This window comes from Microcella sp., assembly GCF_040286215.1.
Taxonomy (GTDB): domain Bacteria; phylum Actinomycetota; class Actinomycetes; order Actinomycetales; family Microbacteriaceae; genus Microcella.
Genome location: NZ_JAVKCK010000007.1, coordinates 1 through 25,114, shown reverse-complemented (window position 1 = coordinate 25,114; position 25,114 = coordinate 1). Strand labels below are relative to the sequence as shown.

Below are 25,114 nucleotides of genomic sequence, written 5' to 3'. Positions count from 1 at the left end.
TTTCGTTTCCTTTGGGCCCCCCCGTGCCCCTCTGGGGGGGGGGGGGGGGGCGCCCCGCCGCGCGCCGCCCCCCCCACTGGGGCACCACCACACGCGCTACCCCTTCTCAGCACCCGCCGTCGTGTTCATGATGCGGCGCTGGAAGACGAAGAACAGCACGGCGACGGGGATGCTCATGAGCACCGCCGCCGCGAGCTGCAACGGAAACTGGTTGCCCGCGCCGAGCGTGCCCGAAACGAGCTGCGCGACGCCGACCGTCAGAGTGTTGAGATCCTGGCTCTGCCGACTGACGATGAAGTGACCCAGCTCGTTCCACGAACCTTGGAAGCTCAGGATGAAGATCGTCACGAGCGCCGGGGTTGCCATGGGCAGCACGACCGACCAGAAGCGCCGGAAGTTGCCCGCACCGTCGATGCGCGCAGCCTCCTCAATCGACTCGGGGATCGAGTCGAAGAACTGCTTCATGATGAACACGCCCGCCGCCGTGGACAGCAGCGGGATGATCATGCCGCCGTAGGTGTTGTACAGCCCGACCTCGTTGAGGATGAGGAACCGGGGAATGAGCAGCACCACGCCCGGCACCGAGAGGATGCCGATGAAGAGCACGAAGATGACCGTGCGGCCTCGGAACTTCAACCTCGATAGCGCATAGCCGGCCATCGAGTCGAACAGCACGCGCCCGATCGTCACGCACACCGTCACGAACACCGTGTTGCCCGCCCACAGCGCGAAGGGTGAATTCGCGAAGAGCTGCTCGTAGGCGGCGAACGTGATCGTCTCGGGGATGAGGCCGAGCGGGTTCTGCGTCGCTTCCGAGTCGGTCTTGAATGAGCCCGCGATCGAGATGAGGAAGGGATAGATGTACACGAGCGCGAGGAAGATGAGCATCAGATAACCGAGAAGCAGACTGCTGCGGGCCTTCGCCCCGAGCTTCTTGCGTCGCGGCTTCGTCGTCGTCCGGCGACGCGGCGTCATCACAGCCTCGTCCTGGTTCGTCGATGCGGTCATGAGACGCCTCCTGTGACGGTCGCCTGTGCGGGCCCGCGCCTCTTGGGCTTGCGGTCGCGCAATAGCCAGCGCTGAAACAGCGTCAGCAGAATGATGAACACGAAGAGGATGAACGCGATCGCCGCGCCCTGACCCCACTGCAGATCGACGAACGACGACTCGTACAGCAGGTACGCCGGCGTCATCAGGGTGCCGCCCGGTGCTCCGCCGCCGAGGATGTAGATCTGGTCGAAGACCTGCCACGACCCGATCAAGCCGAGCGTCAGAACCGTGAAGAGCGTCGGCTTGAGCATCGGCAGGGTGACGGAGAAGAACTTGCGGAACGCACCCGCGCCATCCATGAGAGCCGCCTCCTCCACCTCGGCGCCGATGTTCTGCAGCGCCGCGAGGAACAGGAGCATGAACGTGCCGGAGGTCGTGAAGACCGCGAGGAAGCTCAGGACCATCATCGCGACGGACGGCCCCGAGAGCCACTCCCACCACGTGACGCCGAGCATGCCGCCGTCGGCGAGCACGCCGGGCGCGGCGGTGACGCCGAAGAGCGTCAGGAAGCCGTGGAAGATGCCGGTCGGGTCGTTGAACCAATTGGGTCCCTGCACTCCGATCGCGCGCAAGACCGCGTTGACCGCACCCGTGCCGAGGAACAGGAACTGGAAGACGATGACGATCGCGACCGACGACGTGACGGAGGGGAAGTAGAAGGCAGTGCGGAAGAACCCGCGCCCCTTGAGCACGGCGCGGTTCACCTGCACAGCCAGGAACAGGGAGAGCGCGGTCTGCAGCGGCACCACGAGCAGCACATAGTAGAAGTTGTTGCGCACCGCGCGGCCGAAGTTGCGCTGATCGAGCCCTTCCTCGGTCGTGATCGCTGCGTAGTTCTCCGCCCCGACGAAGCCCACCCGAGGGTTGAGCGGCGACTGGAAGCCGTTCCAATCGCTCAGGCTCACCCAGAACGCGAGCACGATCGGGATGACGAGGAACACAGCCGCGATGATCACTGCCGGTGCAATGAACAGATAGCCGGCGCGGGCCTCGCCGCGGCGGATTCCTCCGCCGCGGCGAGTGCGCTGTGCAGCGCGGGCCATCGTCCTACCGCGCCGAGTCGTACGCCGCTTGCAGGTTGCTCTGCAGGGACGAGAGCACGGTCTGAGGGTCAGCGGTACCGATCGACTCGAGCTCACTGTTGAACTCGGTCATCACCGCCGCAGCGCCCGCGAAGGACACGGGGCTGACCGCGTAGTCGACCCCGGCGACGAAGGCGGCGTTCTCGGGGAACTGGTCGGCGTAGCCGGCCGACCCGGATCCCGTGGAGGGAATCACGCCGAAGGCGGCGGCAGCCGCGAGCTGCTCCTCGTCGGTCGTGAGGAACTCGATGAATTCCATCGAAGCATCCCGGGTCGGCGAATCGATCGGCATGCCCCAGCACGTGGCGAAGGAGAACGTCGACGGCCCCGCCGGACCGGCCGGTAGCTCGACCGAGATGAACTCACGGTCGGGGAAGTCGTTCTGCATCGCACCGTTGATCCACGGGCCCTCGATGACCATCGCGGCACGTCCGAGACCGAACGCCTCTCCGCCCCAGCCCGATTCGAGGTCGGGCGGGAAGGCGAGCGAGCCTTCGTCGAAGAGGCGCTGCACATAGGCGAGGCCTTCGGCGTTCTCAGCGGAGTCTGCTGTGACGGCATCCCCCTCGATGAGCGCACCGCCCGCCTGGTTCATGAAGACTCCGACGCGCGCATACTCGCGCCCCATGGAGATCCCGACCTGGTCACCCGTGGTGAGAGTCGCGGCCACCGCCGACAGTTCGTCCCACGTGGTGGGCACATCGGCGTCCGTCAAGCCGGCTGCCTCCCACGCCGCTGTGTTGATCTGCAGGCCCAGGGTCGAGAAGTCCTTCGGGGCGCAGTAGAACTGCCCGTCGTAGCTGAACTGCTCCTGCAGCGCCGGGAGGAACTCGCCGGCGTTGGCGAGGTCGCCCGCGTACGGCTCGAGGAAGCCCTGCGCCGCGTAGGTCTGGAACTGGTCCCACGGCAGGTAGAACAAGTCGGGCGCATTGTTGCCTGCGAAGCCTTGGCCGAGCTGCTGAATGAGGTCGTTGGCGATGACGACCTCGACTTCGGTACCGGTCTCCTCCGTGAACCGCGCGGCCGCGTCCTCGTAGTATCCCGACTCCGCGGGGCTCGACGAGGCAATGAGCATCGAGAGGGATGCTGCTTCCGCACCGTTCCCGTCGCCCTCGCCCGTTTCGGCGCACGCCGATAGAGTGATGATGAGCCCTGCCGCGAGTGCGGCGGCGCTCCATTGTGATGTCCTCACAGTGATTCCTTTCGATCAGTGATTGCCGGAGCTCTGCGCACCGGTGATCTCGTCGGGCATCAGGTGGCTAGACCGTCGCTCGACAAGTCGAGGCACGAGGAGCCGATTCGTCGGCTCCTCGTTGCTGTTCGGATTCGGACGCACGTTGTTGCCGCTGTCGCCGAACAGAAGAGTGAGTGCCGCCGCGACGACGTCGTCGAGCGGTTGGTCGATGCTCGAGAGTCCGACGGCCGCGGCGACGGGGGTGTTGTCGAAGCCGACCACGCGGAGCTCGGGCACACTGGCGGCGCGCGCGGCCAGCATCGCGCCCAGCGCCAGGGAGTCGCTCGCGCAGACGATCGCGTCGGGAGCATCCTCGAGCGCCAGCAGAGACTCGGCGGCCGCGGTGCCGGAGGAGACTCCGTCCTCAACCTCGCGCGCGTACCGAGCGCGATCACGCGCCGGGATGCTCGTCGCCTCGCCCCACCCGGCGCGCCGCTCATCGCCGGTGCCCGACGGGCTCGGCCACCCGATGAACGCGACGCGCCGGGCACCGTGCTGCTGCAGTGCCCGTGTCGCTTCGCGCACACCCGCGCGTCCATCGACATCGACCCAGCGGTGCCGGGGATCGTCGAGCTCGGCGCCCCAGGGGCGACCGAACGAGACGAAAGGCACGTCGTTCTCGGTGAGCCACTCAATGCGCGGATCACCGTGGAAGGTGGCGATGAGGACGAACGCGTCGACGTCGCTGCCGTCGCGCAGCCGGCGAACATGCTGCAGTTCGTCGTCGGCGTCGCGCGCCGTGAAGATCATGACGCGAAGGTCGCGGGAGTCGGCTTGCTCGGCGAGCTTGTGGAGGAAGCGGTCGAGCACGGCGCCCGAAATGCCGTCCCGCAGGGGGTCTATGCGCACACCGATCGTCGACGACTTGCGGGTTCGCAGGCGCCGGGCAGACGCGTGCGGCCGATACCCGAGGCTGTCGATCGCCTCCTGCACTCGGGTGCGGGTGGACTCCCGCACGATCTCCGGGCTGTTGATCACGTTGGAGACGGTCTGGCGCGAGACCTGCGCCAGCTCCGCGACGTCCTCGACGGTCGGCATGCGTCCCACTTTCGCCTCCTTTGGCCCCGGGCAGGTTCCTCGAGTCCGAAGCGGCTCAGGAATTTTGATCGATCAAATTATTCGGTAGTGTGTCGGACACCCCCTACCGGTGTCAAGCCCTCGGGCCGCACCCGCCGTTCGACCAAGGAGACCTCGCCCGCCGTGACCGCGCCCCGCCAACCGCTCCTGCACGACGCCCTCACGGTGCTGCGCGCCCCCCTCCAGGCGTGGTCAGCGCACGACGGCACGATGGGCGCCTCCCCCATACACGGCGTCTACCTCGCCGACGTCCGCCTGGTCCGCGCGCTCACTCTCACGATCGGCGGCATCAGCCCTGAGCACATCGCCACCGCCACGGCATCGGCCGACCGGGCTCGCCTTCAGTACCTGCTGCGCGACCTCGACGACGCGTCAGCCGATCCGGGCGTGCGGCTCACCGTCGACCGCGTGACCACCGGCGAGGGGATCACCGACACTCTGCGCATCATCAACCGACGGCCCGTCGCACTGGTGGCGCGCCTCGCGATAGAGCTCACGGCCGATGCGAGCCTCATGGAGGCGGTCAAGCAGGGCACCGCGCGCTCGCCGGACCTGCCCGTCACGGTCGACAGCGACGGGGCGCACTGGTCGGGGGAGAGCGTAGACGCGCTCGTCCGCGCGAGCGGGCTGACGGTCTCCGCCCGCGGCGACACGGTGAGGCTCGACGCCGACATCTCGGTGCCCGCGGGATCCCAGACCGAGGTCTCGTGGCGGCTCGCGGCGGTCGACCGCATCGCCGCCGTGCGCGCTGCCGCTGGGCCGGTGCCCTGGCACGTGCCCGCCGTCGCGTCAGGTGACCACCGTGTGAGCCGATGGGTGGCGCAATCGCTCACCGACCTCGACGCCCTGCGCATGACGACCGTCGATGAGCCAGACCTGCAGTTCCTCGCCGCGGGCGCCCCCTGGTTCTTCACCCTCTTCGGCCGGGATTCGCTCTGGGCAGCGCGCTTCCTGCTGCCGCTGGGCACCGGACTCGCCGCCAGCACGCTCCGCGTGCTCGCGGGGCTCCAGGGCGAATCGCTCGTGGACGACACCGCCGAGGAGCCCGGCAAGATCATGCACGAACTCCGTCGGCAGACCCTCGTGATCGACGGCGACACCTCCCTGCCCCCGCTGTACTACGGCACCGTCGACGCCACCGCTCTGTGGGTGTGCCTTCTTCATGACGCCTGGCGGTGGGGCCTCGACGCCGACGAGGTGCGCGCACTCCTCCCCGCCCTGCGGCGAGCACTTGCCTGGATGCGCGATCACGGCGATGCGGACGGCGACGGCCTTCTCGAGTACGTGGACCGCTCCGGCCACGGCCTCGCCAACCAAGGCTGGAAGGATTCCGGCGACAGCGTGCAGTGGCGCGATGGCACGCTCGCCGAAGGGCCGATCGCGCTGTGCGAGGTGCAGGCGTACGCTTACGAGGCGGCGACGCACGCCGCCGATCTGCTGGACCACTTCGGCGAGCCGGGCGCATCCGAGTGGCGCGACTGGGCGGCAACGCTGCGTCGCCGCTTCCATGAAGAGTTCTGGATCACCGACCCCGCTCTCACGGGCGAGCTCGGCCCGTACCCGGCGATCGCCCTCGATGCCGGCAAGCGCCGTGTCGACACGGTGACCTCCAACATCGGCCACCTGCTCGGGACCGGTTTGCTCGACGCCGAGCAGAGCGCCCTCATCGCGCGCCGACTCGCGCATCCGACGATGAGCTCCGGCTACGGACTGCGGACGATGGCCAGTAACTCGGGCGGCTACTGGCCCCTCAGCTACCACGGCGGCGCCGTCTGGACCCACGACACCACGATCGCGATCCTCGGCCTGCGGCGCAGCGGGCATGACGAGCAGGCCGCCACTCTCATCCTCGGCCTGTTGGCTGCCGCAGAAGGCTTCGGCTATCGCATGCCGGAGCTGCACTCGGGCGACAGCGCGAGCGACTCCGCCGCCGTGGTGCCGTACCCCGCCGCATGCCGTCCCCAAGCGTGGTCGGCAGCGTCCGCCGTCGCCGTGCTGCAGGCCATCCTCGGCCTCGAGCCGACCGTCGACGGCGTGAGCACCCACCCTCTCGCCAGCGCCGGCGAGGTGACCGTCGACGGCATCATGCGCGGCAACGAGCGCGTGCGGGTCTCCACTCGCGACTGAGCCGCCACCGCGGGGCGGCGCGTGCGGAGACAGTGGCAGCTACGCGAGAGCGTAGGCCAGTGCGCGGATGCCCCGCTCGACCTCCGCGAACGAGGTGCTGAGCGGCGAGAGCCCGATGCGCACGCCGCTCGGGTGGCGGAAGTCGGGGATGACGCCCTCGGCCCACAGCGACTCCACGGCCCGTGCCGCGTTCGGATGATCGATCGTGAGATGGCCGCCGCGGCGGGCCGCGTCGCGAGGGCTCGCGAGCGAGGCCCCAGGAATCAGTTCCTCCACCAGGGAGAGCGCGAACTCCGTCAGCAGCACCGACTTTGCGCGGATCGCGTCCATGCCCGCCGACTCGATCTCATCGAGCATGTCGCCGAGAGCGACCATTCCCAGGATGGGATGCGTGCCGCTCACGAGCCGCCGAATGCCGTCGGCGGGCACGAACGGCTCCGTCATCGAGAAGGGCGCCCGCGCGCCGAGCCAGCCCGGAATAGGGTTGCGCAGCTCTGCGTGGTGCCGCGAGGCGGCGTAGGCCCAGGCGGGGGCGCCCGGGCCTCCGTTCAAGTACTTGTACGAGCATCCGACCGCCATGTCGACGCCCCACGCGTCGAGCTCGAGCGGCACCGAGCCGACGGCGTGCGAGCAGTCCCACAGCATGAGCGCGCCGGAGCGCTGCACGACGCCCGTCACCGCGGGCATGTCGGCCCACCAGCCGCTACGGTAGGCGACGCCGCTGAACAGTGCTGCGATCGTGCGGTCGCCCACGGCCTCGGCGGCGAGCTCGGGGGTGATGCCAGCGTCGCGCGGAGCATCCACCCACCGCACCGTCAGCGCGTGATCCTCGGCGAGCCGTTCCACGATGTAGCGGTCGGTCGGGAACTCGTCGCGCAGCACGACGAGCTCGTCGCGGCTGCTGTCGAGACCCTTCCGTGCGGCGATCGCGGCGCGCAGCAGCTTGAAGATGAGCACCGTCGTAGACTCCGCGACGATCGTCTGACCGGATGCTGCGCCCAGGCACGCCGCCCCGATGCGGTCGCCCAGCCGTTCGGCCTGCGTCAGCCAGCCCTCGTCCCACGCGCGGATGAGCCGACCGCCCCACTGCGCGCGCACCACCTCGGGGAGGGTCTCGAGGGTGCGCCGCAACGGGCGCCCGAGTGAGTTGCCGTCGAGGTAGGCGACCAGATCGTCGCCGGGCACGAAGCGGTCGACGTGCGCCGCCAACGGGTCAGCGGCGTCGAGCTCGGCAGCTCGGACACTCGGCGCACGGTTGCTCATCCGCCGAGCCTACCCACGCCCCCCGTGCGTCAGATCTGACGCAGAAGGGCGCAATGCTGGGCGACAAGCGCCCCTTCGCGTCAGATCTGCGGAGGTGGTGGGGCCACCGGGAAGGCGAGGCCGGGGCGCTGCACGGCGAGCCGCAGGTCGTCGCCGACCTGCGGCAGCTCCACCGCGGCCATGCGCATGCGCACGGTCGGGCCGCCCACGACGTCGCACGAGAGCATCGCGTCGTGGCCCGCGTAGGAGATCGCGGCGACGCGCGCGTCTGCCCCCGCCGCCGCGTGCGCGAGCAGCTCGGGGCGGGGCACGATCCACTCCGGGCGCAGCATGAGCCGCACGCGGTCGCCGTCGGTGGGGGCGAACCCCACCGCCGTCGCCTCCACGGCGCCTAGCGCGCACGTCACGCGGCCGCCGCGCCACAGGCCTTCGAGCTCGACAACGTCGCCCACGAAGGAGGCGACCCAGTCGGAGGCGGGATGCTGGTAGATCTGCTCGGGCGTTCCGAACTGCTCGAGCCGGCCATCCCGCAGCACCGCGACGGTATCGGCCAGGGTGAGCGCCTCCTCCTGATCGTGCGTGACGAGCAGCGACGTCGTGCCCTGCGCGCGCAACAGTTGCGCGACCTCGCGGCGCAGCCCCACGCGCAGTTGGGTATCGAGGGCGGCGAAAGGCTCGTCGAGCAGCAGCAGCTCCGGCCGGGGAGCCAGCGCGCGGGCGAGGGCCACCCGCTGCGCCTGGCCGCCAGAGAGCTGATTCGGTGCACGGCCGGTCAGGTCGCCAAGGCCGACGAGTTCGGCGAGCTCGGCGATGCGCGCAGCGCGCCCTGATCGGGCGGGGGCGGCAGGGGCGGCGGCGGCGTCCACAACGTCGGAGTGGAAGCCGCGCAGACCCCTGCGGGCACCGCGACCGCGCGGCACCGCGAAGCCGATGTTGTCGGCCACCGACAGGTGGGGGAACAGCGAGGCCTCCTGCGGCACCCAGCCGATGCCGCGCTTCTCGGCGGGCACCGTGCGACCGGGCCTCGAGAGCTCGCGCGCGCCGATGCTGATCGAGCCGGCCCCGACGGGCAGCAGGCCGGCGATGGCGAGCAGCAGCGTGGTCTTGCCGCACCCGCTCGGTCCGAGCACGGCCACAAGGTCACCCGAGTCGATGCGCACCGAGACGTCGTCGACGGCCAGCGTCGACCCGTGGGTCACGCTCACCCCGTCGATGACGAGATCGCTCACAACTCCTCCTTGGCAACGGTGCGGACCCCCGAGAGGATGACCGCCGGCACAGCGGCCAGCAGCACGAGCATCGCGGCGTACGGCGCGGCAGCCCCGTACTCGACGATCACGGTGCGGTTCCACAGTTCTGTGGCGAGCGTCGACACCCCCGTGGGGCGCAGCAGCAGCGTTGCCGGCAATTCTTTCATGGTCGCGATGGCCACGAGCAGAGCGCCGATGCCGACGCTCGGCAGCGCCATCGGCACGGTCACGCGCCACCACGCGCGCAGGGGCGAATCCCCGAGAGTGCGGGCGACGGCGACGAGCCGCGGCGGAACATCGCCGAGCCCGGCCCGCATCGTGCTGATCGCCTTCGGCGCGAACAGCACAGCGTAGGCGAACACGAGCACGACCACGCTCTGGTACAGCGCCGGTACGACCGCGAGGGCGAAGAACACGAGAGAGAGCCCGACCACGATGCCCGGTAGCGCGTGGCCCAGATAACTCACCGACTCGAGCGCCGACACCAGCCGCCCGCGGTAGCGGCTCGCGAGCGCCGCCACCGGCATCGCGAGGAGAACCGCGAGCAGGGCCGCCCCGACCGCCACGCCCACTGTGGCGCCAACGGCGCCGAGCAGACGCGGCACGTCGAGCTCGCGCAGGGTCTGCGCCTCAAGCAGTCGCGCGAGCAGCCCGAGGAGGGGAACCACCACACCCACGGCCGGGGCCGTAGCGACGACGGGCAGCAGGGCGACGAGCATCCCGCGCCTGATCGTGCGCGGGGCGACCGCGCGCGCCGCCTGCCGCGGCAGCTGACCGCGCGCACTGCGCTCGCCCACGACGACGAGAAGGGCGAGCACGACGAGCAGCAGCGCGAGCACGGCGGCCTGCGCCCGATCGAAACTCGCCGCGTAGGCCTGGTTGATGCCCCACGTGAGGGTGGGAAACCGCATCATGGCGACAAGCCCGAAATCGCTCAGCGAGTACAGCGCGACGAGCAGCGAGCCGGCGATCGCGGCGGGGCGCACCTGCGGCCACGTCGCGACGAGGAAGGCGCCCACCGGCCCCCGGCCAAGGGTGCGCGCGACGCCCTCCAGGTCGCCGGATGCTCCGCGCAGCGCTGCCGCGACCGGCAGCGTGACGTACGGCACCGTGACCGCGGTGAGAAGAATCCAGCTGGGCAGGAAGCCGTTGATCGCGGGCACGGTGACGAGCCATCCGTACCCGGCGAGGTAGGAGGGCACCGCGAGCGGCAGCGACGAGACGAGCAACCACGCGCGGGGGAAGGGCACACGCAGCCGGCTGAGCACGACCGCCGTTGCCGTGCCGAGCACGAGCGCGCTCACCGTGACCGCGGCGGCGAGCCCCAGGGAGTTCGCCGCGTACTCGAGCACGCGTGGGCGGGCGAGAATGTCGAGCATCGCCCCGACTCCGCCGCCGGCGGCCCGCACGACCAGGTAGACGAGCGGGATGGCGGCTGCCGCCGCCGCCACCCCCGCCGCGAGAACAAGCAGCGCCGGCGGCCGGCGAGGTACCGCCGGAGCGGTCACGGGCGCGGGCCGCCGCCGCGGCTCGACCGCCTCCGGCGCAATGATCATGCGTCTATTGCACCACCCTCGGCTGAAGGGCAGGCGGTGGGCAACCGCCCGCCTAGATCAGGCCGTACTCGGCGAGCAGCTGCTGCGTGGTGGACAGGTCGTCGAGGTCGCTCAGGTCGAGGGCGGGGTTCACGAGCGTGTCGAGCGCGGGCAGACCGTCGGGCGCCTCGACGCCGGGAAGCAGCGGGTACTCGAACGTCTGCTGCACGAAGTAGGTCTGCGCCTCCTCCGAGATGAGGAACCGCACAAACTCGAGGGCGTCGGCGTCAGTGGCCGCCGAGCTGAGGAGGCCGGCGCCTGTCACGTTCACGATCGAACCCGCGTCGCCGGCTTCGAGGAACTTCAGCTGAGCACGCATGTTCTCTGCACCGACCTCGGCCGCGAGGCGGAACCAGTAGTAGTGGTTGATGAGTCCGACGTCGAGGGTGCCGTCGTTGACCGCCGTGAGAGTGGCACTGTTGTTCTCGAAGACCTGCAGGTCGTTGCCGGCGAGCGCCTCGACCCACGTCGCCGCGGTGTCCTCCCCTTCGATGACGCGCAGCGCCGTGACAAAGGACTGGAAGCTCGCGTTGCCCGGCGGCAGCCCCACGCGGCCGGCCCACTCGGGCTCGACGTACCCGAGCACGCTGTCGGGCAGATCGGCGGCGGTCAGCTCCTCGCCGTCGTACACGACGACGCGGGCGCGGCCCGTGACGCCGACCCAGCTGCCGTCGGTGGAGGTGAAGCCTGCGGGCACGGCGTCGGTGATGTCGTCGGGCAGGGTCGCGAACAGTCCGGCCTGACTGAGCGCGCCGAGCGCGCCGGCATCCTGGGAGAGGAAGACCTGGGCGGGCGTCGCGTCGCCCTCTTCGAGCAGCAGTGCGCCGAGCTCCGCGGTGTTGCCGTACCGCACCTCGACCTCGATGCCCGACTGCTCTTCGAACAGATCGATGAGCGGCTGCACGAGCTCCTCGTCGCGGCCCGAGTAGAGCGTGAAGGCACCGTCAGCGGTGTCGGCGCCGGGCTCGGCCGGCTCAGTGCCGGGGGAGGCTGCGCAGCCGGCGAGCAGGGCGGCGCTCGCGGCGAGGGCGAGCAGGGGCAGGGAACGCGATGAGCGCATGGTGGGGTGACTCCAGGGTGACGGGGAACGATGAACCGGCGCCATTGCCAGAGGTTAGGTTAGGCTAACTTCACTCCGCGCGCCACCCCGCCGTGTCGCTCATCCCAGATCTGACCGATAAGGGCGCTCATCGTGCACGAGAGCGCCCCTTTCCGTCAGATCTGCGGGCGGGAGACCGCGTCACTCGAACTCGGCGAGCACTGACTCGAGCTGGTCGAGACCCCAGTCGAGGTCGTCCTTCTCCACGACGATGGGCGGCGCGAGCCGAATGGTCGACCCGTGCGTGTCTTTCGCGAGCACACCCTTCACGAGCAGCGCTTCGCACACCTGGCGCCCTGTCGCGAGCGCGGGGTCGATGTCGATGCCCGCCCACAGCCCGGCGCCGCGCACGGCGAGCACTCCGCGCCCGACGAGAGCCTGTAGCCGAGCGTGCAGGTGCTCCCCGAGCACACGCGAGCGCTCCTGCATCTCTCCCGTCTCGAGCAGCGTCACGACCGCGTGCCCGACGGCGGCGGCGAGGGGGTTGCCGCCGAAGGTCGAGCCGTGCTCCCCCGGATGCAGCACGCCGATCACGTCGCCGCGCCCGATCACGGCGCTCACGGGCACGATGCCGCCGCCGAGTGCCTTGCCGAGCACGTACAGGTCGGGGATGACGCCGGTGTTGTCGCACTGGAACGTCGCACCCGTACGGCCGAGGCCCGACTGGATCTCGTCGGCGATCATGAGCACGTTGTGCGCGGCAGTGATGCGGCGCATGCTCGGCAGGTAGTCGGCCGGCGGTACGACGACCCCAGCCTCGCCCTGAATGGGCTCGACGAGAACCGCGACCGTGTTGTCGGTGATGGCCGCCTCGAGAGCGGCCGCATCCCCATAGGGCACCGCCACGAATCCGGGCGTGAACGGAGCGAAGCCGTCTCGCGAGGTGGGGTCGTCGGAGAAGCTCACGATCGTCGTCGTGCGGCCATGGAAGTTGCCGCTCATGACGATGATCTCGGCCGCGCCGTCGGGCACTCCCTTGACGCGGTAGCCCCAGGCTCGGGCGAGCTTGATCGCCGACTCGACAGCTTCGGCACCGGTGTTCATGGGCAGCACGCGATCGACGCCGGCGAGCCGCGCGAGCGCTTCGGCGAACGGCCCGAGGCGGTCGTTGTGGAAGGCACGGCTCGTGAGGGTGATGCGCTCGAGCTGGTCACGGGCAGCCGCCAGCAGATCGGGATGCCCGTGACCGAAGTTGACCGCCGAGTACGCCGCGAGGCAATCGAGGTACCTGTTGCCGTTCACGTCGGTGACCCAGGCGCCCTCGCCGCGCTCCACGACGACGGGCAGCGGGTGGTAGTTGTGGGCGAGTCGCTCGTCCTCGATGGCGATGAGCGCTTCGCCGGCGTCGTGCGCCGTGCGCGCCGGGCTCATCGTCGCAGCTCCAGAGTGCAGCACTTGACGCCGCCGCCGCCGAGCAGCAGCTCGCTGAGGTCCACGCCGATCGGCTCGTAGCCGCGTTCCCGCAACTGGCGCTCGAAGTCCTTCGCCCGGCTCGCGATGACGACGTGGAGGCCGTCGCTGAACGAGTTGAGGCCGAGCACCGCCGCATCCTCCTCCGTCACAATGATCGCGTCGGGGTAGCGCTCCCGCAGGATCGCCTGCGAAGCCTCATCGAAGGCCATCGGCAGGTAGGCGATGTTGGCACGCTCACCGGGCGCCGGGTCGGGGTCGAGCACGGCGATCGCTGTGTCGAGGTGGTAGAAGCTCGGGTCGACGAGCGTGAGCGTGATGACCTCGCGACGGACCGCCTCGGCGAGTTCGCGGTGGCTCGCGGTGGAGGTGCGGAAGCCGGTGCCGGCGAGGATCACGTCGCCGACGAGCAGCATGTCGCCCTCTCCCTCGTTGACCTCGGCGGCGGGGTGGGGGGTGAAGCCCTGCTCGGCGAGCCAGGCGAGGTAGGCGGGGCCTTCGGCGGCGCGCTCGTCGTAGGTGAACTTGGCGCCGTAGGCGATGCCGTCGAGCGTGAAGCCGCCGTTGGCCGAGTAGACCATGTCGGGCAGTCCCTCGATGGGGTCGATGAGGTGCACGTCGAAGCCGAGCTCCTGGTAGATCGCGTACAGGCGCTCCCACTGCTCGACGGCGAGAGAGGTGTTGGTGGGGTTCTCGGGGAACATCCACGGGTTGATGCGGTAGCTCACCGTGAAGTAGTCGGGGCGGCACATGAGCACGGTGCGCGTGCTCGCGGCGCGCGCGGGTGCGGATGTCGCGGGCGCGGGTTCCGTCACCGTGGCGGCATCGATAGGGTCGTTCGTCGGGGTCAGAGTCACCCGTCCAGTGTCACACGCAACCGAACGGCGTTGTCAATCGCTGAGCGCAACTTTTCGGCATCGTTCGCGGGCTTTACGCATTTTTTCGCCGTAGACTCGGGCCGTGGACGCTCTCGACTACCGGATCATCGACCAACTTCGGCAGAACGCCCGTGCGGGCTACGGCGATATCGGCGATGTCGTCGGCCTCTCCGCCTCCGCAGTTAAACGCCGCGTCGATCGGCTCGTCGCCGACAAGGTGATTCGCGCCTTCACGGTGCAGGTCGACCCGGCCGTGGACGGGCTCGCCGTCGAGGCCTACGTCGAGCTGTTCTGCCGCGGCACGGTCGCGCCGGACGAACTGCGGCGCATCCTCTCGACCGTGCCCGAGGTCATCGATGCCGGCACCGTGACGGGCGACGCGGATGCGATCGTGCGCATCCGCTCCCGCGACATTCAGAGCCTCGAGGATGCCCTGGAACGGGTGCGCGTGGCCCCCAACGTCGACCACACCCGCAGCGCGATCATCCTCTCCAGGCTCGTCGACCGCGTGCAGGACTGAGGCCCCGGGGGTCTTTCCGCCCGGGGCCTCGGCTCTCACTACGCGGCGACGGTCACCACATCGGCCTGCTCCGCCCGCTCCGTCTTCTCGACGAGGTACCGCGTGTACGCGGGTACCGTGAGGAACGTCGGGAAGTCCTCCTGCAGCGTCACGGTGCGGAACACCTCTTCGGCCTCCGCGAGCTTGTGCCCTTCGGGTGTGGGCAACTCGGCGAGCACCTCGCGCAGCATGCGCTCCACGAGCTGCTTGGTCACAGGCTCTCCCTCGGTCGTGCGGTGGTCCTGGTGGATCCACTGCCACAGCTGCGAGCGGCTGATCTCCGCGGTCGCGGCATCCTCCATGAGGTTGTCGATGGCCGCCGCGCCGATGCCGCGCAGCCACGACTCGAGGTAACGCACCGTGATCGAGATGTTCGCCCGCACGCCCGCGAGGGTGACCTCACCGCCGGCGGAGCGGATGTCGAGCAGGTCGCGCGCCGTCACGTGCACGTCGTTGCGCTGCCGGTCGACCTGGTTCGGCCGTCCGCCCAGCACAGCGTCGAACTCGGCGCGCGCCACAGGGATCAGGTCGGGGTGCGCAACCCACGACCCGTCGAAGCCGTCGGTCGCCTCGCGCAGCTTGTCTGCGGCGACACGCTCGAGCGCACGCTCGGTCACCTCGGGGTCGCGCCGGTTCGGGATGAACGCGCTCATGCCGCCGATCGCGTGCGCACCCCGCTTGTGGCAGGTCTGCACGAGCAGCTCGGTGTACGCGCGCATGAAGGGCAGCGTCATGAGGATGCGGTCGCGGTCGGGCAGTACGAACCACTGTCCCCGGCCGCGGTAGTTCTTGATGATCGAGAAGACGTAGTCCCAGCGCCCGGCGTTGAGGCCGGCGCAGTGGTCGCGCAGCTCGTAGAGGATCTCGTCCATCTCGAAGGCCGCGCCGAACGTCTCGATGAGCACCGTCGCGCGGATCGTGCCGTGCGGCAGCCCGAGGCGCTCCTCGCTGAACGTGAACACCTCATTCCACAGTCGTGCCTCGCGGTGGTTCTCGAGCTTCGGCAGGTAGAGGTACGGGCCCCGGCCGCGTGCGATGAGCTCGTGGGCGTTGTGGAACAGGTAGAGCCCGAAGTCGACGAGGCTCGCGCTTGCCGCAAGGCGCAGCCCATTGCGGTCGACGTGCTCGATGTGCTTCTCGACCAGGTGCCAGCCGCGCGGCCTCATGACGATGGTGGGAGTGCGTTCGGCCGTGACCTCGTAGCTCTTGCCGGCGTCGTTCGTGTGGGTGAGCTGACCGCGAATCGCGTCGAACAGCGACAGCTGCCCCTCGACGATATTCGCCCAGGTGGGGCTTGTGGCGTCCTCCAGGTCGGCGAGCCACACGTTGGCGCCCGAGTTGAGGGCGTTGATCGTCATCTTCGGGTCGCACGGGCCGGTGATCTCGACCCGGCGGTCCTCGAGGCCGGGGCCGGCGCCGGCGACGCGCCACGACGCATCCTCTCGAATGGATGCCGTCTGCGGCAGGAACCGCAGGTCGCGGCCGTTGCCCAGGTCGTAGCGCACCTGCATGCGCTCGGCGAGACGGGCGTGCCGCTCGCCTGCAAAGCGGTGGTGCAGCTCGGCGAGGAACTGCAGCGCCTCGGTGGTGAGGATCTCGTCGTACCGCGGCCGCATCGGCCCGGTGATGCTCAGCGTGGTCATGATGATGGTCCTGTTCTCGAGTCGGTGGGGGCTCAGTGGAACTGCTCGGACTCGGTGGAGCCCACGAGAGCGAGAGTCGCGCTGGCCGGGTTGAGGGCCGTGGCGATGCGGTCGAAGTAGCCGGTGCCCACTTCGCGCTGGTGCTTGGTGGCGGTGTAGCCGTGAGCCTCAGAGGCGAATTCGGCCTCCTGCAGCTCGACGTAGGCGCTCATCTGGCGGTCGCGGTAGCCGCTCGCGAGCTCGAACATGCCGTGGTTGAGCGAGTGGAAGCCCGCGAGGGTGATGAACTGGAAGGCATAGCCCATCGCCGACAGCTCGCGCTGGAACTTCGCGATGGTGTCGTCGTCGAGGTGGCGCTTCCAGTTGAACGACGGCGAGCAGTTGTAGGCGAGCTTCTTGCCGGGGAACTCTGCGTGGATGCTCTCGGCGAAGGTGCGCGCGAGCTCGAGGTCGGGCTCGCTCGACTCGACCCACAGCAGGTCGGCGTACTCGGCGTAGGCGTGGCCACGGGCGAGCACCGGGCCGATGCCGGGCTCGACGTTGTAGAACCCTTCGGCGGTGCGACCGCCGGTGAGGAACGGCTGATCGCGCTCGTCGACATCGCTCGTGAGCAGGTTCGCGGCGAGAGAATCGGTGCGGGCGATGATGATGCTCGGCACGTCGCTCACATCTGCTGCGAGGCGAGCGGCCTGCAGCGTGCGGATGTGCTGGCTCGTGGGCACGAGCACCTTACCGCCCATGTGCCCGCACTTCTTCTCGCTCGCGAGCTGGTCCTCCCAGTGGACGCCCGCGGCCCCGGCCTCGATCATGGAGTGCATGAGCTCGTAGGCGTTGAGCGGCCCGCCGAAGCCGGCCTCGGCGTCGGCGACGATCGGAGCCATCCAGTCAACGATTTCTTCAACCGAGCTCGCAGGCTCGCTCGGCGCTGGCCTCGCCGAATCGCTCGCGCGATTCACTGAGCTCGAGCGCGCGATCTGCCCGGCGCGCAGCAGCGCGTTGTTGATGCGGCGCACGACGGCGGGCACCGAGTTGGCGGGGTAGAGGCTCTGGTCGGGGTAGGTCTGGCCGGAGAGGTTGGCGTCGGCGGCGACCTGCCAGCCGCTCAGGTAGATGGCCTTGAGGCCGGCGCGCACCTGCTGCACGGCCTGGTTGCCGGTGAGGGCGCCAAGTGCGTACGTCCACTCTTCGGGGTTGCCGGTGTTGGCCTGAATCTGCTCCCACAGCCTCTCGGCGCCGCGGCGGGCGAGCGTGCGCTCCTCGCGCACGGGGCCGCGCAACTCGATGACATCTTCGGCGGTGTAGTCGCGGCGCACGCCGTCCCAGCGGGCGTCGGTCTTCCAGCTCGTCTCGAGCTCGGCGGCGGTCTGGGTCTGGTCGCCCGGTCTCTGGGGTGACTGGCTCTGCGTGGTCATGGTGTGCTCCTGAGGGTCGGTGGTGCGAGGTCGTAGAAGCAACTCTGGGCGAAGAATCCACGCCCGCAACCGGCGTCCTCGACTGAAAATCTGGACAATTTCAGTTGCGCTGAAAAAATCTGCCTGTCAGGCTCTCGGCATGCTCGATTCGACGCGCCCCTTCCCCCAGGCTGACGAGGTGATCGATGCGTTGACCCTCGGCAAGCGCATCCGGAAAGTGCGGTCGGATGCTGCGCTCACGCTCGCCGACCTCGCGAGTGCCGTCGGGGTGGCCACCTCGCACATGTCGAGCCTCGAGAACGGCAAGCGCGAGGCGAAGCTCAGCGAGCTGCAGTCGGTCGCCCGCGCCGTCGGGGTCACGCTCGACGAGCTGCTCACCCCCACGCCGCCGAGTCGGCGCGCGGCGCTCGAGATCGCTCTGGCGCGGGCGCAGGAGGGTCCGCTGTTCTCGAGCCTGGGCATCCCGTCGCTCCCCGTGCGCAAGTCGCTGAGCGACGAGGCGATCGAGACGGTGCTCGCCCTGCACGACGAGTTGCAGCGCGTGCACGTCGAGCGCGCGGCGACGCCCGAGGAGGCGCGGCGCGCCAACGCCGAGCTGCGGCAGTCGATGCGGGCCCGCGGCAACTACTTCGGCGAGCTCGAGACGATCGCGGGCGACCTGCTGCGCACGGTCGGGCACGAGGGCGGGCCGCTCTCGCAGCGTCTCGCCGCCGAGCTCGCGAGCCACCTCGGTTTCGCCCTGCACTACGTGAGCGACCTGCCGAGCTCGACCCGGTCGATCACCGACCTCGAGAACGGGCGCATCTACCTGCCCGTCTCGAACGCGCCGGGCCGCGACCCTCGCGCCAACCTGCTGCAGGCCCTCGCCGGTCACGTGCTGGGCCGGCCGGAGCCGCGCGACTACGCCGAGTTCCTCACCCAGCGCGTCGAGTCGAACTATCTCGCGGCCGCGCTCCTGATCCCCGAGGGCGACGCGGTCGCCTTCCTGCAGCGGGCGAAGGAGCGCCGTGAGCTCGCCGTAGAAGACCTGCGCGACGCCTTCGCCGTCACCTACGAGACCGCCGCGCACCGCTTCACGAACCTCGCCACCGAGCACCTGGGTATTCCCGTGCACTTCCTCAAGGTGTCGCCGGCCGGCGTGCTCTCGAAGGCCTACGAGAACGATGCGGTGCAGTTTCCGAAGGATGCCCTGGGCGCGGTCGAGGGGCAGCTCGTGTGCCGCCAGTGGTCGGCGCGGCAGGTGTTCGACGAGCCCGACCGCTTCAGCGCGTACCACCAGTACACGGACAAGCCGACGGGCACCTACTGGTGCACGTCACGCATCGAGTCGGGCTCGGCTGGCGAGTTCTCGATCTCGGTCGGCACGCCGTTCGCGCACGTCAAGTGGTTCCGCGGGCGTGAGACCACGCGCCGCGGGGAGTCGAGCTGCCCTGACCCGGCGTGCTGCCGGCAGGCCCCGGCACCGCTCGCCGAGCGTTGGAGCGGGGCCGCGCGACCCCAGGCGCGCATCCACTCGTCTCTCCTTGCCGCACTGCCGACGGAGTCGTTCCCGGGGGTCGACCAGACCGAGGTGTACGGGTTCCTCGAGCGGCACGCCCCGCGCGCGTAGCCCTGCGCGGGCCGCGCCCGCGCCGAGTGCGCCCGCCCGCACGCCCGGTTCTGTTCGCAACTCAGGCAGAGCCGACACAGGTGCGTGGTTCCCACGGCACATCGGTGCGCTCTGCCTGAGTTGCGAACGCTCACCGGCGTAGGGTCGGCGCATGGAGTTCGTGATCGACGCCAGTTCGGCGACGCCGCCGTACGAGCAGATCCGCGTGCAGGTGCGGGATGCCGTCGCGAGCGGGGCGCTCGCGCCGGGCGCGAAGCTGCCGCCCGTGCGACGTCTCGCCGAGGAGCTCGGGCTGGCCCTGAACACGGTCGCCCGCGCCTACCGCGAGCTGGAGGCCGACGGCGTCGTGGAGACGCGCGGCCGCAACGGCACTGTGGTCTCCCCGCATGGCGACGCGACCGAGCGGGCCGCGCAGGAGGCGGCGACGGTCTACGTGGAGACCGTGCGACGGCTCGGCATCGCCGACGACGACGCCCGCGCCCTCATCGACGCGGCACTGCGCACCTAGTCGACACAGGCTCTCAGCGCGCCGATTGCCGCCCGCGGACGACCGGCGCGAGTGCGACGAGCGACCGTGCCCGCACAGCGCCCCACCACAGCCCGGCCCCGTAGGCGAGGTCGTCGAGCCGCCGCGCGACGACGAACGCGAGGGGGTTCACGCGCGCGCGCGTGCGGTACTGCTCGTAGACGGCATCCGCAACGGCCGCGACGAGTGCAGCGCGGCGCACCCGCCGCGAGGCGAGGCCCGCGACGAGCGTGATCGGCCACCAGTGACGCAGCAGCAGCTCGCCCGTCTGGGCCGTCGCGGCGATGGCCCCCATTCCGACGAGGGATGCTGTCACACGGGCCCGCGACCGAGCAGGCCGCAATCGCCGGGCGATGCGCACCCCGGCCACGACCGCCGCACCCGCGGCGACCGGTACCGACCAGCGCCGCTGGGCAAGGAGCGCTCCGACGACGACGAGCGTCCACGGCGTGTAGACGGCGGGAGCGATGACCTGCCCGTGCCGGCGCCCCAGGTCGGCGCCGCCCGTGCCGTAGAACGCCTTGCGGGCCAGCCAGTCGACGAGTCGATCGCGGTGCTCGTGTCGAGCCTCGACGGCCGGCTCGTACCGCACGCGCCACCCCTGCTCGCACAGCCGCCACACGAGGTCGACGTCTTCGGCGACGCGCATGCCGGGGCTGAAGCCCGCTCCCAGGGCCTCGACGCGGCCGACGAGGCACGCCGCCGGCAGCCACGACGCGCGCGCGCCGGGCCGCACGACGGTGGGCTCGCGCCCGAGGTCGAGCGACGAGCGCGCGTCGTCGTAGCGCGTGATCCAGTTCGCCGCTCGTGCCGGAGCGAGACCCGCGATGCGGGGAGCGACGAGCGCGACCCGTGGGTCGCTGAAGTGGCGCAGCAGCAGCGGCAGGGTGCGAGCATCCAGTTCCATGTCGCTGTCGACGAAGGCGACGAAGGGCGTCGCGATGTGCTCCAGTCCCGCGTTGCGGGCCCCCGCGGGGCCGAGGTTCGCGGGCAGGCGCACGGTGCGCGCGCCGGCCTCGACGGCGACCGCCTCGATGCTCGAGGGGTCGAGCGAGGCGTCGTCGACGACGATCACGGGCACGGCGCCTCCCAGCGAGCCGAGCAGACGCCGCAGCTGCGCCGGCCGATCACGCACGGGGATCACGACCGTGACGAGATCGCGCAACTGCTCGCCGGGCAACCGCAGCTCGGCGAGCACGGGGGTCGCGAGGCCCGCCTCGAGCAGCGTCTCGGCGAGCTGACGGGAGCGCGCATCGACGACCGTGATGGTTCTGTCGACGACGAGAGCCCGCGCGATCTCGGTCAGGTACAGCACCCGCGTGGGCGCCCCGCCGACGAGCGTCGCACCGTCGTCGTGCGTGCGCACGCGGTCCCCGAGCCGCACGACGAACCCGTCGGGCAAGGCGCCTCGCGCGGTCCCGGTCACAGCGCCTCGAGCCGTCCGTCGGCGTCGACGCTCCAGCGCTGGATGCGCACGATCGCCTCCGCGATCATCCCGGCCAGGAGGGCCGCCCCTTCCTCTGCGGATGCTCCGCGCGGGTCCCCCAGAACGCCCGACGGCGAGACCTGCCGCAGCCGGCCGTCGCGCAGCGCGGGCATCGCGTCGGCGAGGGCACCCGTGTAGCCGTCCACGTCGTCGTGCGGCCCCACCGACGCGGGCGCGAGGTGCAGCATGAGCGAGGTCTCGATGCGACCAGCGTGCGCGTCGGGCACGACACCCTGCGGCACCTCGGGCACGCACGGCAGCCACGCGACGTCGTGGCCTTCGCCGCGCATCCTCACGACAGTGTCGCGCACCGTGGCCGCATTGCCGCCGTGGCCGCTCACGACGAGGATGCTCCGGGCCCACGTGCTCGCCGACCGCACGAGCTCGACGAGCACGGCGGCGAGCGCCTCACCCCCGATGGAGAGCGTGCCGGGAAACCCCTGGTGCTCGCCGCTCGAGCCGAAGGGCATCACGGGCGCGAGCACAGCATCCGCTGCCTCCGCAGCGCCGGTGGCGACGGCGGCCGCGACGAGCGCGTCGACCGTGAAGGGGAGGTGGGGGCCGTGCTGCTCGGTCGAGCCGAGCGGCACGATCACGAGCGGGCGCTCGGGCACGTCGGGCCACGGTTGCTCGTCGAGTCGCACCACGGTCTCCACGCTAGCCCGCGATACCTGTTCCACTCCCCCGGCGCGACGGCCGCCCGGCACGCCGGGCTCAGCGCACGCGCGCGAAGTCGTCGGGCACGTAGAGCTCCTCCCGACCGACCTCGGCGAGGGATCCGACGCCGAGGCCGAGCAGTGCCGAGTCGATGCCGCCGCGCATGATGTCGAGCACGTTCTCGACGCCGGCCTGGCCGTTCGCGGCGAGGCCCCAGAGGTAGGCACGGCCGATCATGACGGCCTTGGCCCCGAGGGCTACCGCCTTGACGACGTCGGAGCCGCGCCGCACTCCTCCGTCGAGCACGATCTCGACCTGGTCGCCGACCGCCTCCGCGATACCGGGCAGCATGCGGATCGGTGCGGGAATCGTGTCGAGGTTGTTGCCGCCGTGGTTGGAGACCGAGATGGCGGTCGCACCGATGTCGATCGCCCGCTTCGCGTCCTCGATGCGCCCGATGCCCTTGAGCATGAAGGGGCCGTCCCACTGCTCGCGCAGCCACTTCACGTCGTCCCAGCTCGGCGGGGGCGTTCCCATCCATTCGCCGTAGGCGCCGAAGAAAGTCGGCGGCTCACCTCCCGCCTTGGGCTTGAGGTTGGGCGCCTTGAGGTCGGGAACGCGGAACGTCTTCGCGAAGGACCAGAGCCACGGGATGCGCGGCAGCGCGTGCGGCGCGAATCCGAGCGCGGCACCGAGGGTGAGCTTCTCCGGAATCTGCGGGCTGCCCCAGTCGCGCCCGTGCGAGAACGACCAGTCGAGGGTCGCGATGAGCCCCTTGGCACCGGCGGCACGAGCGCGCTCGAGACGATGAACCATCTCCTCGCGGGATCCGCTCCAGTAGACCTGGAAGAAAGTGTTCCCGTTCGCGGCGACGACGTCCTCCACGGGCTTGGAGGCGAAGGAGCTCAAGCCCATGATCGTTCCGCGATTGGCGGAGGCGCGGGCCACGGCGACCTCGCCCTCGGGGTGCACCGCCTGCACGCCCGTCGGCGAGATCATGACGGGCAGGGAGATGGGAATGCCCATGACCTCCGTGGAGAGATCACGCTCGGCGTGGTGATCGGCGATGCGCGGAGCGAAGCCGATCTCGCTGAACGCGGCGATGTTGTCATCGAGCGTGACGCCCTTCTCGCTTCCCGCGATGAGGGCGCCGTACACCGGAGCAGGCAGTCGGTCCTTCGCGCGACGCTGCGCCTCGGCGACGGTCTCGAACCAGGCGTTGCGGCTCATGGGGTTCTCCTTCTTCGATGCCCGGCCGCGGCGGCGGTCGGGGTTCGGTCGTGGATCAGGTGGTGAAGATGCGGGTGAGGGCGGTCGCGACATCGCGATGGGTGGTCACGGTCTGCAGGGTTCCCTTCCCGACAGCGGACAGCTCTCGCGCGAGCTCCTCGTCGTGCTCGCCGCTCAGGTCGAGCAGCACGTCGAGCCGGGGTAGGCGAGCTGCGAGAGGGCGCGGGTCGGGGCCGGCGTTGTGCACGCAATCGGACAGCAGGATCACTCTCGCATCCTGCGCTGGGCGTGCGCGCAGTTCGGCGGCGGCGAGCTCGAGCGGGAAGCCCACATTCGTGAGACCCCGCGCGGGGATGCTCGTGAGCAGGTCGAGCAGCCGATCGGGGCTCTGCTGCTGCCCGAAGGTCTGCAGCACCGCGGCATCCGACCAGAAGGCGATGACCGCAAGGTCGTCGTGCGCGAGTTCGCCCGCGAGGGCTCCCACCACGGCCGCGGCGGTGCGGATGCGCTCCCCCTTCATCGAGCCCGACGCATCGACGACGAGCACGAGGGCACGGCGGGTGCGCACGCGCTCGCGCACGATGATGTCCTCGTCGTCGGGCACGGGCCGCTCGGCGAGCATCTCGATCGTCTTGTCGAGGTCGATCTCGTCGGAGCCTCGACGGTATGGCATGCTCGCGAGAGCCCCCGCCCCACGCTGGGAGCGAGCATCCCGCTTCGGCCTCGGAATCATGAGCCGCGACGCGATCTGCCGAGCGAGCGCCCGCACCGAGGCATCGAGCGCCCCGGAGGCCTCGACGGGCACGAGCTCGGCCGCCTCGTCGGTGAACCCCTCGGCCGTCCCGCCCGGGCGCGTCCTCGCGTGCCCCGTGCGACGGCCCGGCCGGGAGCGGAAGACCACGCCGGCGCCGCCCTGCCCCGGCTCGAAGACCGTCGGGGAGGAGTCGAGCTGCTTGGGGGTGCGCCGCAGCGGTCGGCTCGGGGTGGTCTGTCGTCGACCCGTGCGGCGCGTCTGAATCGGGGAGTCGACGACGATATCCCTTCATCCGGGCTCGGCCAGCGCGGGGTCGAGCACGAAGTGGTCCTCCCAGATCTCGCGCAGCACCGCTTCGGGGCTGACGTCGACGGCCTCGTCGATGTGGATGCGACCGGAGAGCGCGACGACCATCGAGTCGTACACGAGCTCGGGGTAGCGCTCATCCTCGGGCGAGGCGACGCCGCGCAGCTCGGCGAGCTGGCCGGCGACGGCCACGAGGTCGATCGCGCCTCGGACGCTCGACCCCTGACGGATGTGCGGATGCTCGCGCGTCGCGCGCGTGACCGCGACGGCATCGGCCACGAGTCGGTCGGCGATCGGCCCGGAGGGCTCTGCCCGCAACCGCACGATGCTCTCCTCGGCCGGGGCCTCCTGGTAGTCGACGGCGAGCCGATTGAGCCGGTCGGTGATCGAGGACGACAGCTTGGTCGTGCCGACATTGTCGTAGGGGTTCATGGAGGCGATGACCCGGAAGGTGGGCTTCGCCTCGACCATGCCGACTCGGGGTATCGCGAGCCGACGATCGGCCATGGCGGTGAGGAGGGTGTTGAGCGTGTCGTCCGGTGCCCGGTTGAACTCCTCGATGTACAGGAAGCCGCCGGTCTGCATGGCCTCGGTCAGGGGGCCCGAGACGAAGTTGTCGGGCGAGTAGTCCTCCCGCAGAACGCGCGAGGGGTTGTGGTGGCCCACGAGCTTCGCCGGTGTCAGGTCGGCGTTGCCCTCGACGAACAGCAGGGGGATGCCCCACTCCTCCGTGATGGCCCGCAGCAGGGTGGTCTTGCTCGTGCCAGGAGGGCCCTCGAGCACGATGTCGCGGCCGGCCGCGACGGCCCCGAGCGGGAGTTCGATCTCGCGCGCGCGGCCGCCGAGGGGCCCGGCGACCCGATCTCG

21 protein-coding genes are annotated in these 25,114 nt (G+C 70.4%); 4 read left to right on the top strand and 17 right to left on the bottom strand.

Going from position 1 to position 25,114, the window contains the following annotated elements:
* Positions 1-96: 96 nt before the first annotated feature.
* Genes RJQ01_RS04130 through RJQ01_RS04115 form a run of 4 tightly spaced genes read right to left on the bottom strand, consistent with a single transcriptional unit; the run spans position 97 to position 4,404 of the window.
* Entirely contained in the window at positions 97-1,008 is a 912-nt protein-coding gene (locus RJQ01_RS04130) for a carbohydrate ABC transporter permease (protein ID WP_502885221.1), read from the bottom strand.
* A complete protein-coding gene (locus RJQ01_RS04125) occupies positions 1,005-2,093 on the bottom strand; it encodes a carbohydrate ABC transporter permease (protein ID WP_350475453.1) in 1,089 nt (362 codons plus the stop codon). The genes RJQ01_RS04130 and RJQ01_RS04125 overlap by 4 nt, the downstream gene beginning before the upstream one ends.
* A 4-nt stretch (positions 2,094-2,097) precedes the next feature.
* Positions 2,098-3,324: a sugar ABC transporter substrate-binding protein gene (locus RJQ01_RS04120; RefSeq protein ID WP_350475452.1), complete on the bottom strand. Its 1,227-nt coding sequence runs from the start codon at positions 3,322-3,324 to the stop codon at positions 2,098-2,100.
* Positions 3,325-3,339: 15 nt separating this feature from the next.
* Positions 3,340-4,404: a LacI family DNA-binding transcriptional regulator gene (locus RJQ01_RS04115; protein ID WP_350475455.1), complete on the bottom strand. Its 1,065-nt coding sequence runs from the start codon at positions 4,402-4,404 to the stop codon at positions 3,340-3,342.
* A gap of 162 nt (positions 4,405-4,566) precedes the next feature.
* Between RJQ01_RS04115 and RJQ01_RS04110 the strand changes: the two genes are divergently transcribed.
* A complete protein-coding gene (locus tag RJQ01_RS04110; RefSeq protein WP_350475451.1) occupies positions 4,567-6,570 on the top strand; it encodes a glycogen debranching N-terminal domain-containing protein in 2,004 nt (667 codons plus the stop codon).
* A gap of 39 nt (positions 6,571-6,609) precedes the next feature.
* On the opposite strand, the gene RJQ01_RS04105 is transcribed toward RJQ01_RS04110, so the two are convergent.
* From RJQ01_RS04105 to ddaH, 6 genes are all read right to left on the bottom strand, one after another.
* Positions 6,610-7,833: a kynureninase gene (locus tag RJQ01_RS04105; protein WP_350475450.1), complete on the bottom strand. Its 1,224-nt coding sequence runs from the start codon at positions 7,831-7,833 to the stop codon at positions 6,610-6,612.
* Between the two features lie 80 nt (positions 7,834-7,913).
* Entirely contained in the window at positions 7,914-9,062 is a 1,149-nt protein-coding gene (locus RJQ01_RS04100; RefSeq protein ID WP_350475449.1) for an ABC transporter ATP-binding protein, read from the bottom strand.
* On the bottom strand, positions 9,059-10,639 hold the full coding sequence (locus tag RJQ01_RS04095; protein ID WP_350475448.1) for an ABC transporter permease: 1,581 nt from the start codon (positions 10,637-10,639) through the stop codon (positions 9,059-9,061). The genes RJQ01_RS04100 and RJQ01_RS04095 overlap by 4 nt, the downstream gene beginning before the upstream one ends.
* A gap of 52 nt (positions 10,640-10,691) precedes the next feature.
* The gene (locus tag RJQ01_RS04090) at positions 10,692-11,738 is read right to left on the bottom strand and encodes an iron ABC transporter substrate-binding protein (RefSeq protein WP_350475447.1); all 1,047 of its coding nucleotides are present in this window, start codon (positions 11,736-11,738) and stop codon (positions 10,692-10,694) included.
* A 180-nt stretch (positions 11,739-11,918) separates the two neighbouring features.
* The gene (gene rocD, locus RJQ01_RS04085; RefSeq protein ID WP_350475446.1) at positions 11,919-13,148 is read right to left on the bottom strand and encodes an ornithine--oxo-acid transaminase; all 1,230 of its coding nucleotides are present in this window, start codon (positions 13,146-13,148) and stop codon (positions 11,919-11,921) included.
* On the bottom strand, positions 13,145-13,939 hold the full coding sequence (gene ddaH / locus RJQ01_RS04080; RefSeq protein WP_502885222.1) for a dimethylargininase: 795 nt from the start codon (positions 13,937-13,939) through the stop codon (positions 13,145-13,147). Before ddaH ends, rocD begins: the two co-directional genes overlap by 4 nt.
* 208 nt (positions 13,940-14,147) lie before the next feature.
* On the opposite strand from ddaH, the gene RJQ01_RS04075 reads away from it, so the two are divergent.
* Positions 14,148-14,585 carry an Lrp/AsnC family transcriptional regulator gene (locus tag RJQ01_RS04075; protein ID WP_350475445.1) on the top strand — a complete coding sequence of 146 codons (438 nt, stop codon included), beginning with the start codon at positions 14,148-14,150 and terminating at the stop codon, positions 14,583-14,585.
* A gap of 38 nt (positions 14,586-14,623) precedes the next feature.
* Here RJQ01_RS04075 and aceB read toward each other — a convergent pair whose 3' ends face one another.
* Both aceB and aceA read right to left on the bottom strand, forming a co-directional pair.
* Positions 14,624-16,267, bottom strand: coding sequence for a malate synthase A (gene aceB, locus RJQ01_RS04070; RefSeq protein WP_350475444.1), 1,644 nt, complete (start codon positions 16,265-16,267; stop codon positions 14,624-14,626).
* 32 nt (positions 16,268-16,299) lie between these two features.
* On the bottom strand, positions 16,300-17,679 hold the full coding sequence (aceA, locus tag RJQ01_RS04065) for an isocitrate lyase (protein ID WP_350475443.1): 1,380 nt from the start codon (positions 17,677-17,679) through the stop codon (positions 16,300-16,302).
* 139 nt (positions 17,680-17,818) lie between these two features.
* Between aceA and RJQ01_RS04060 the strand changes: the two genes are divergently transcribed.
* Together RJQ01_RS04060 and RJQ01_RS04055 are read left to right on the top strand one after the other, a co-directional pair.
* Entirely contained in the window at positions 17,819-19,288 is a 1,470-nt protein-coding gene (locus RJQ01_RS04060; protein ID WP_350475442.1) for a helix-turn-helix domain-containing protein, read from the top strand.
* Between the two features lie 151 nt (positions 19,289-19,439).
* Positions 19,440-19,796 carry a GntR family transcriptional regulator gene (locus tag RJQ01_RS04055; protein WP_350475441.1) on the top strand — a complete coding sequence of 119 codons (357 nt, stop codon included), beginning with the start codon at positions 19,440-19,442 and terminating at the stop codon, positions 19,794-19,796.
* A gap of 13 nt (positions 19,797-19,809) precedes the next feature.
* On the opposite strand, the gene mftF is transcribed toward RJQ01_RS04055, so the two are convergent.
* The 5 genes from mftF to RJQ01_RS04030 form a co-directional block, all read right to left on the bottom strand.
* On the bottom strand, positions 19,810-21,240 hold the full coding sequence (gene mftF, locus RJQ01_RS04050; protein WP_350475440.1) for a mycofactocin biosynthesis glycosyltransferase MftF: 1,431 nt from the start codon (positions 21,238-21,240) through the stop codon (positions 19,810-19,812).
* Positions 21,237-21,947: a mycofactocin biosynthesis peptidyl-dipeptidase MftE gene (gene mftE, locus RJQ01_RS04045; RefSeq protein WP_350475439.1), complete on the bottom strand. Its 711-nt coding sequence runs from the start codon at positions 21,945-21,947 to the stop codon at positions 21,237-21,239. The genes mftF and mftE overlap by 4 nt, the downstream gene beginning before the upstream one ends.
* Before the next feature lie 67 nt (positions 21,948-22,014).
* A complete protein-coding gene (mftD, locus tag RJQ01_RS04040) occupies positions 22,015-23,187 on the bottom strand; it encodes a pre-mycofactocin synthase MftD (protein ID WP_350475438.1) in 1,173 nt (390 codons plus the stop codon).
* A gap of 55 nt (positions 23,188-23,242) precedes the next feature.
* Entirely contained in the window at positions 23,243-24,088 is an 846-nt protein-coding gene (locus tag RJQ01_RS04035; protein WP_350475437.1) for a vWA domain-containing protein, read from the bottom strand.
* Positions 24,089-24,229: 141 nt separating this feature from the next.
* Positions 24,230-25,114 (bottom strand): AAA family ATPase (locus RJQ01_RS04030; RefSeq protein WP_350475436.1); only part of this gene is annotated, 885 nt, incomplete at its 5' end.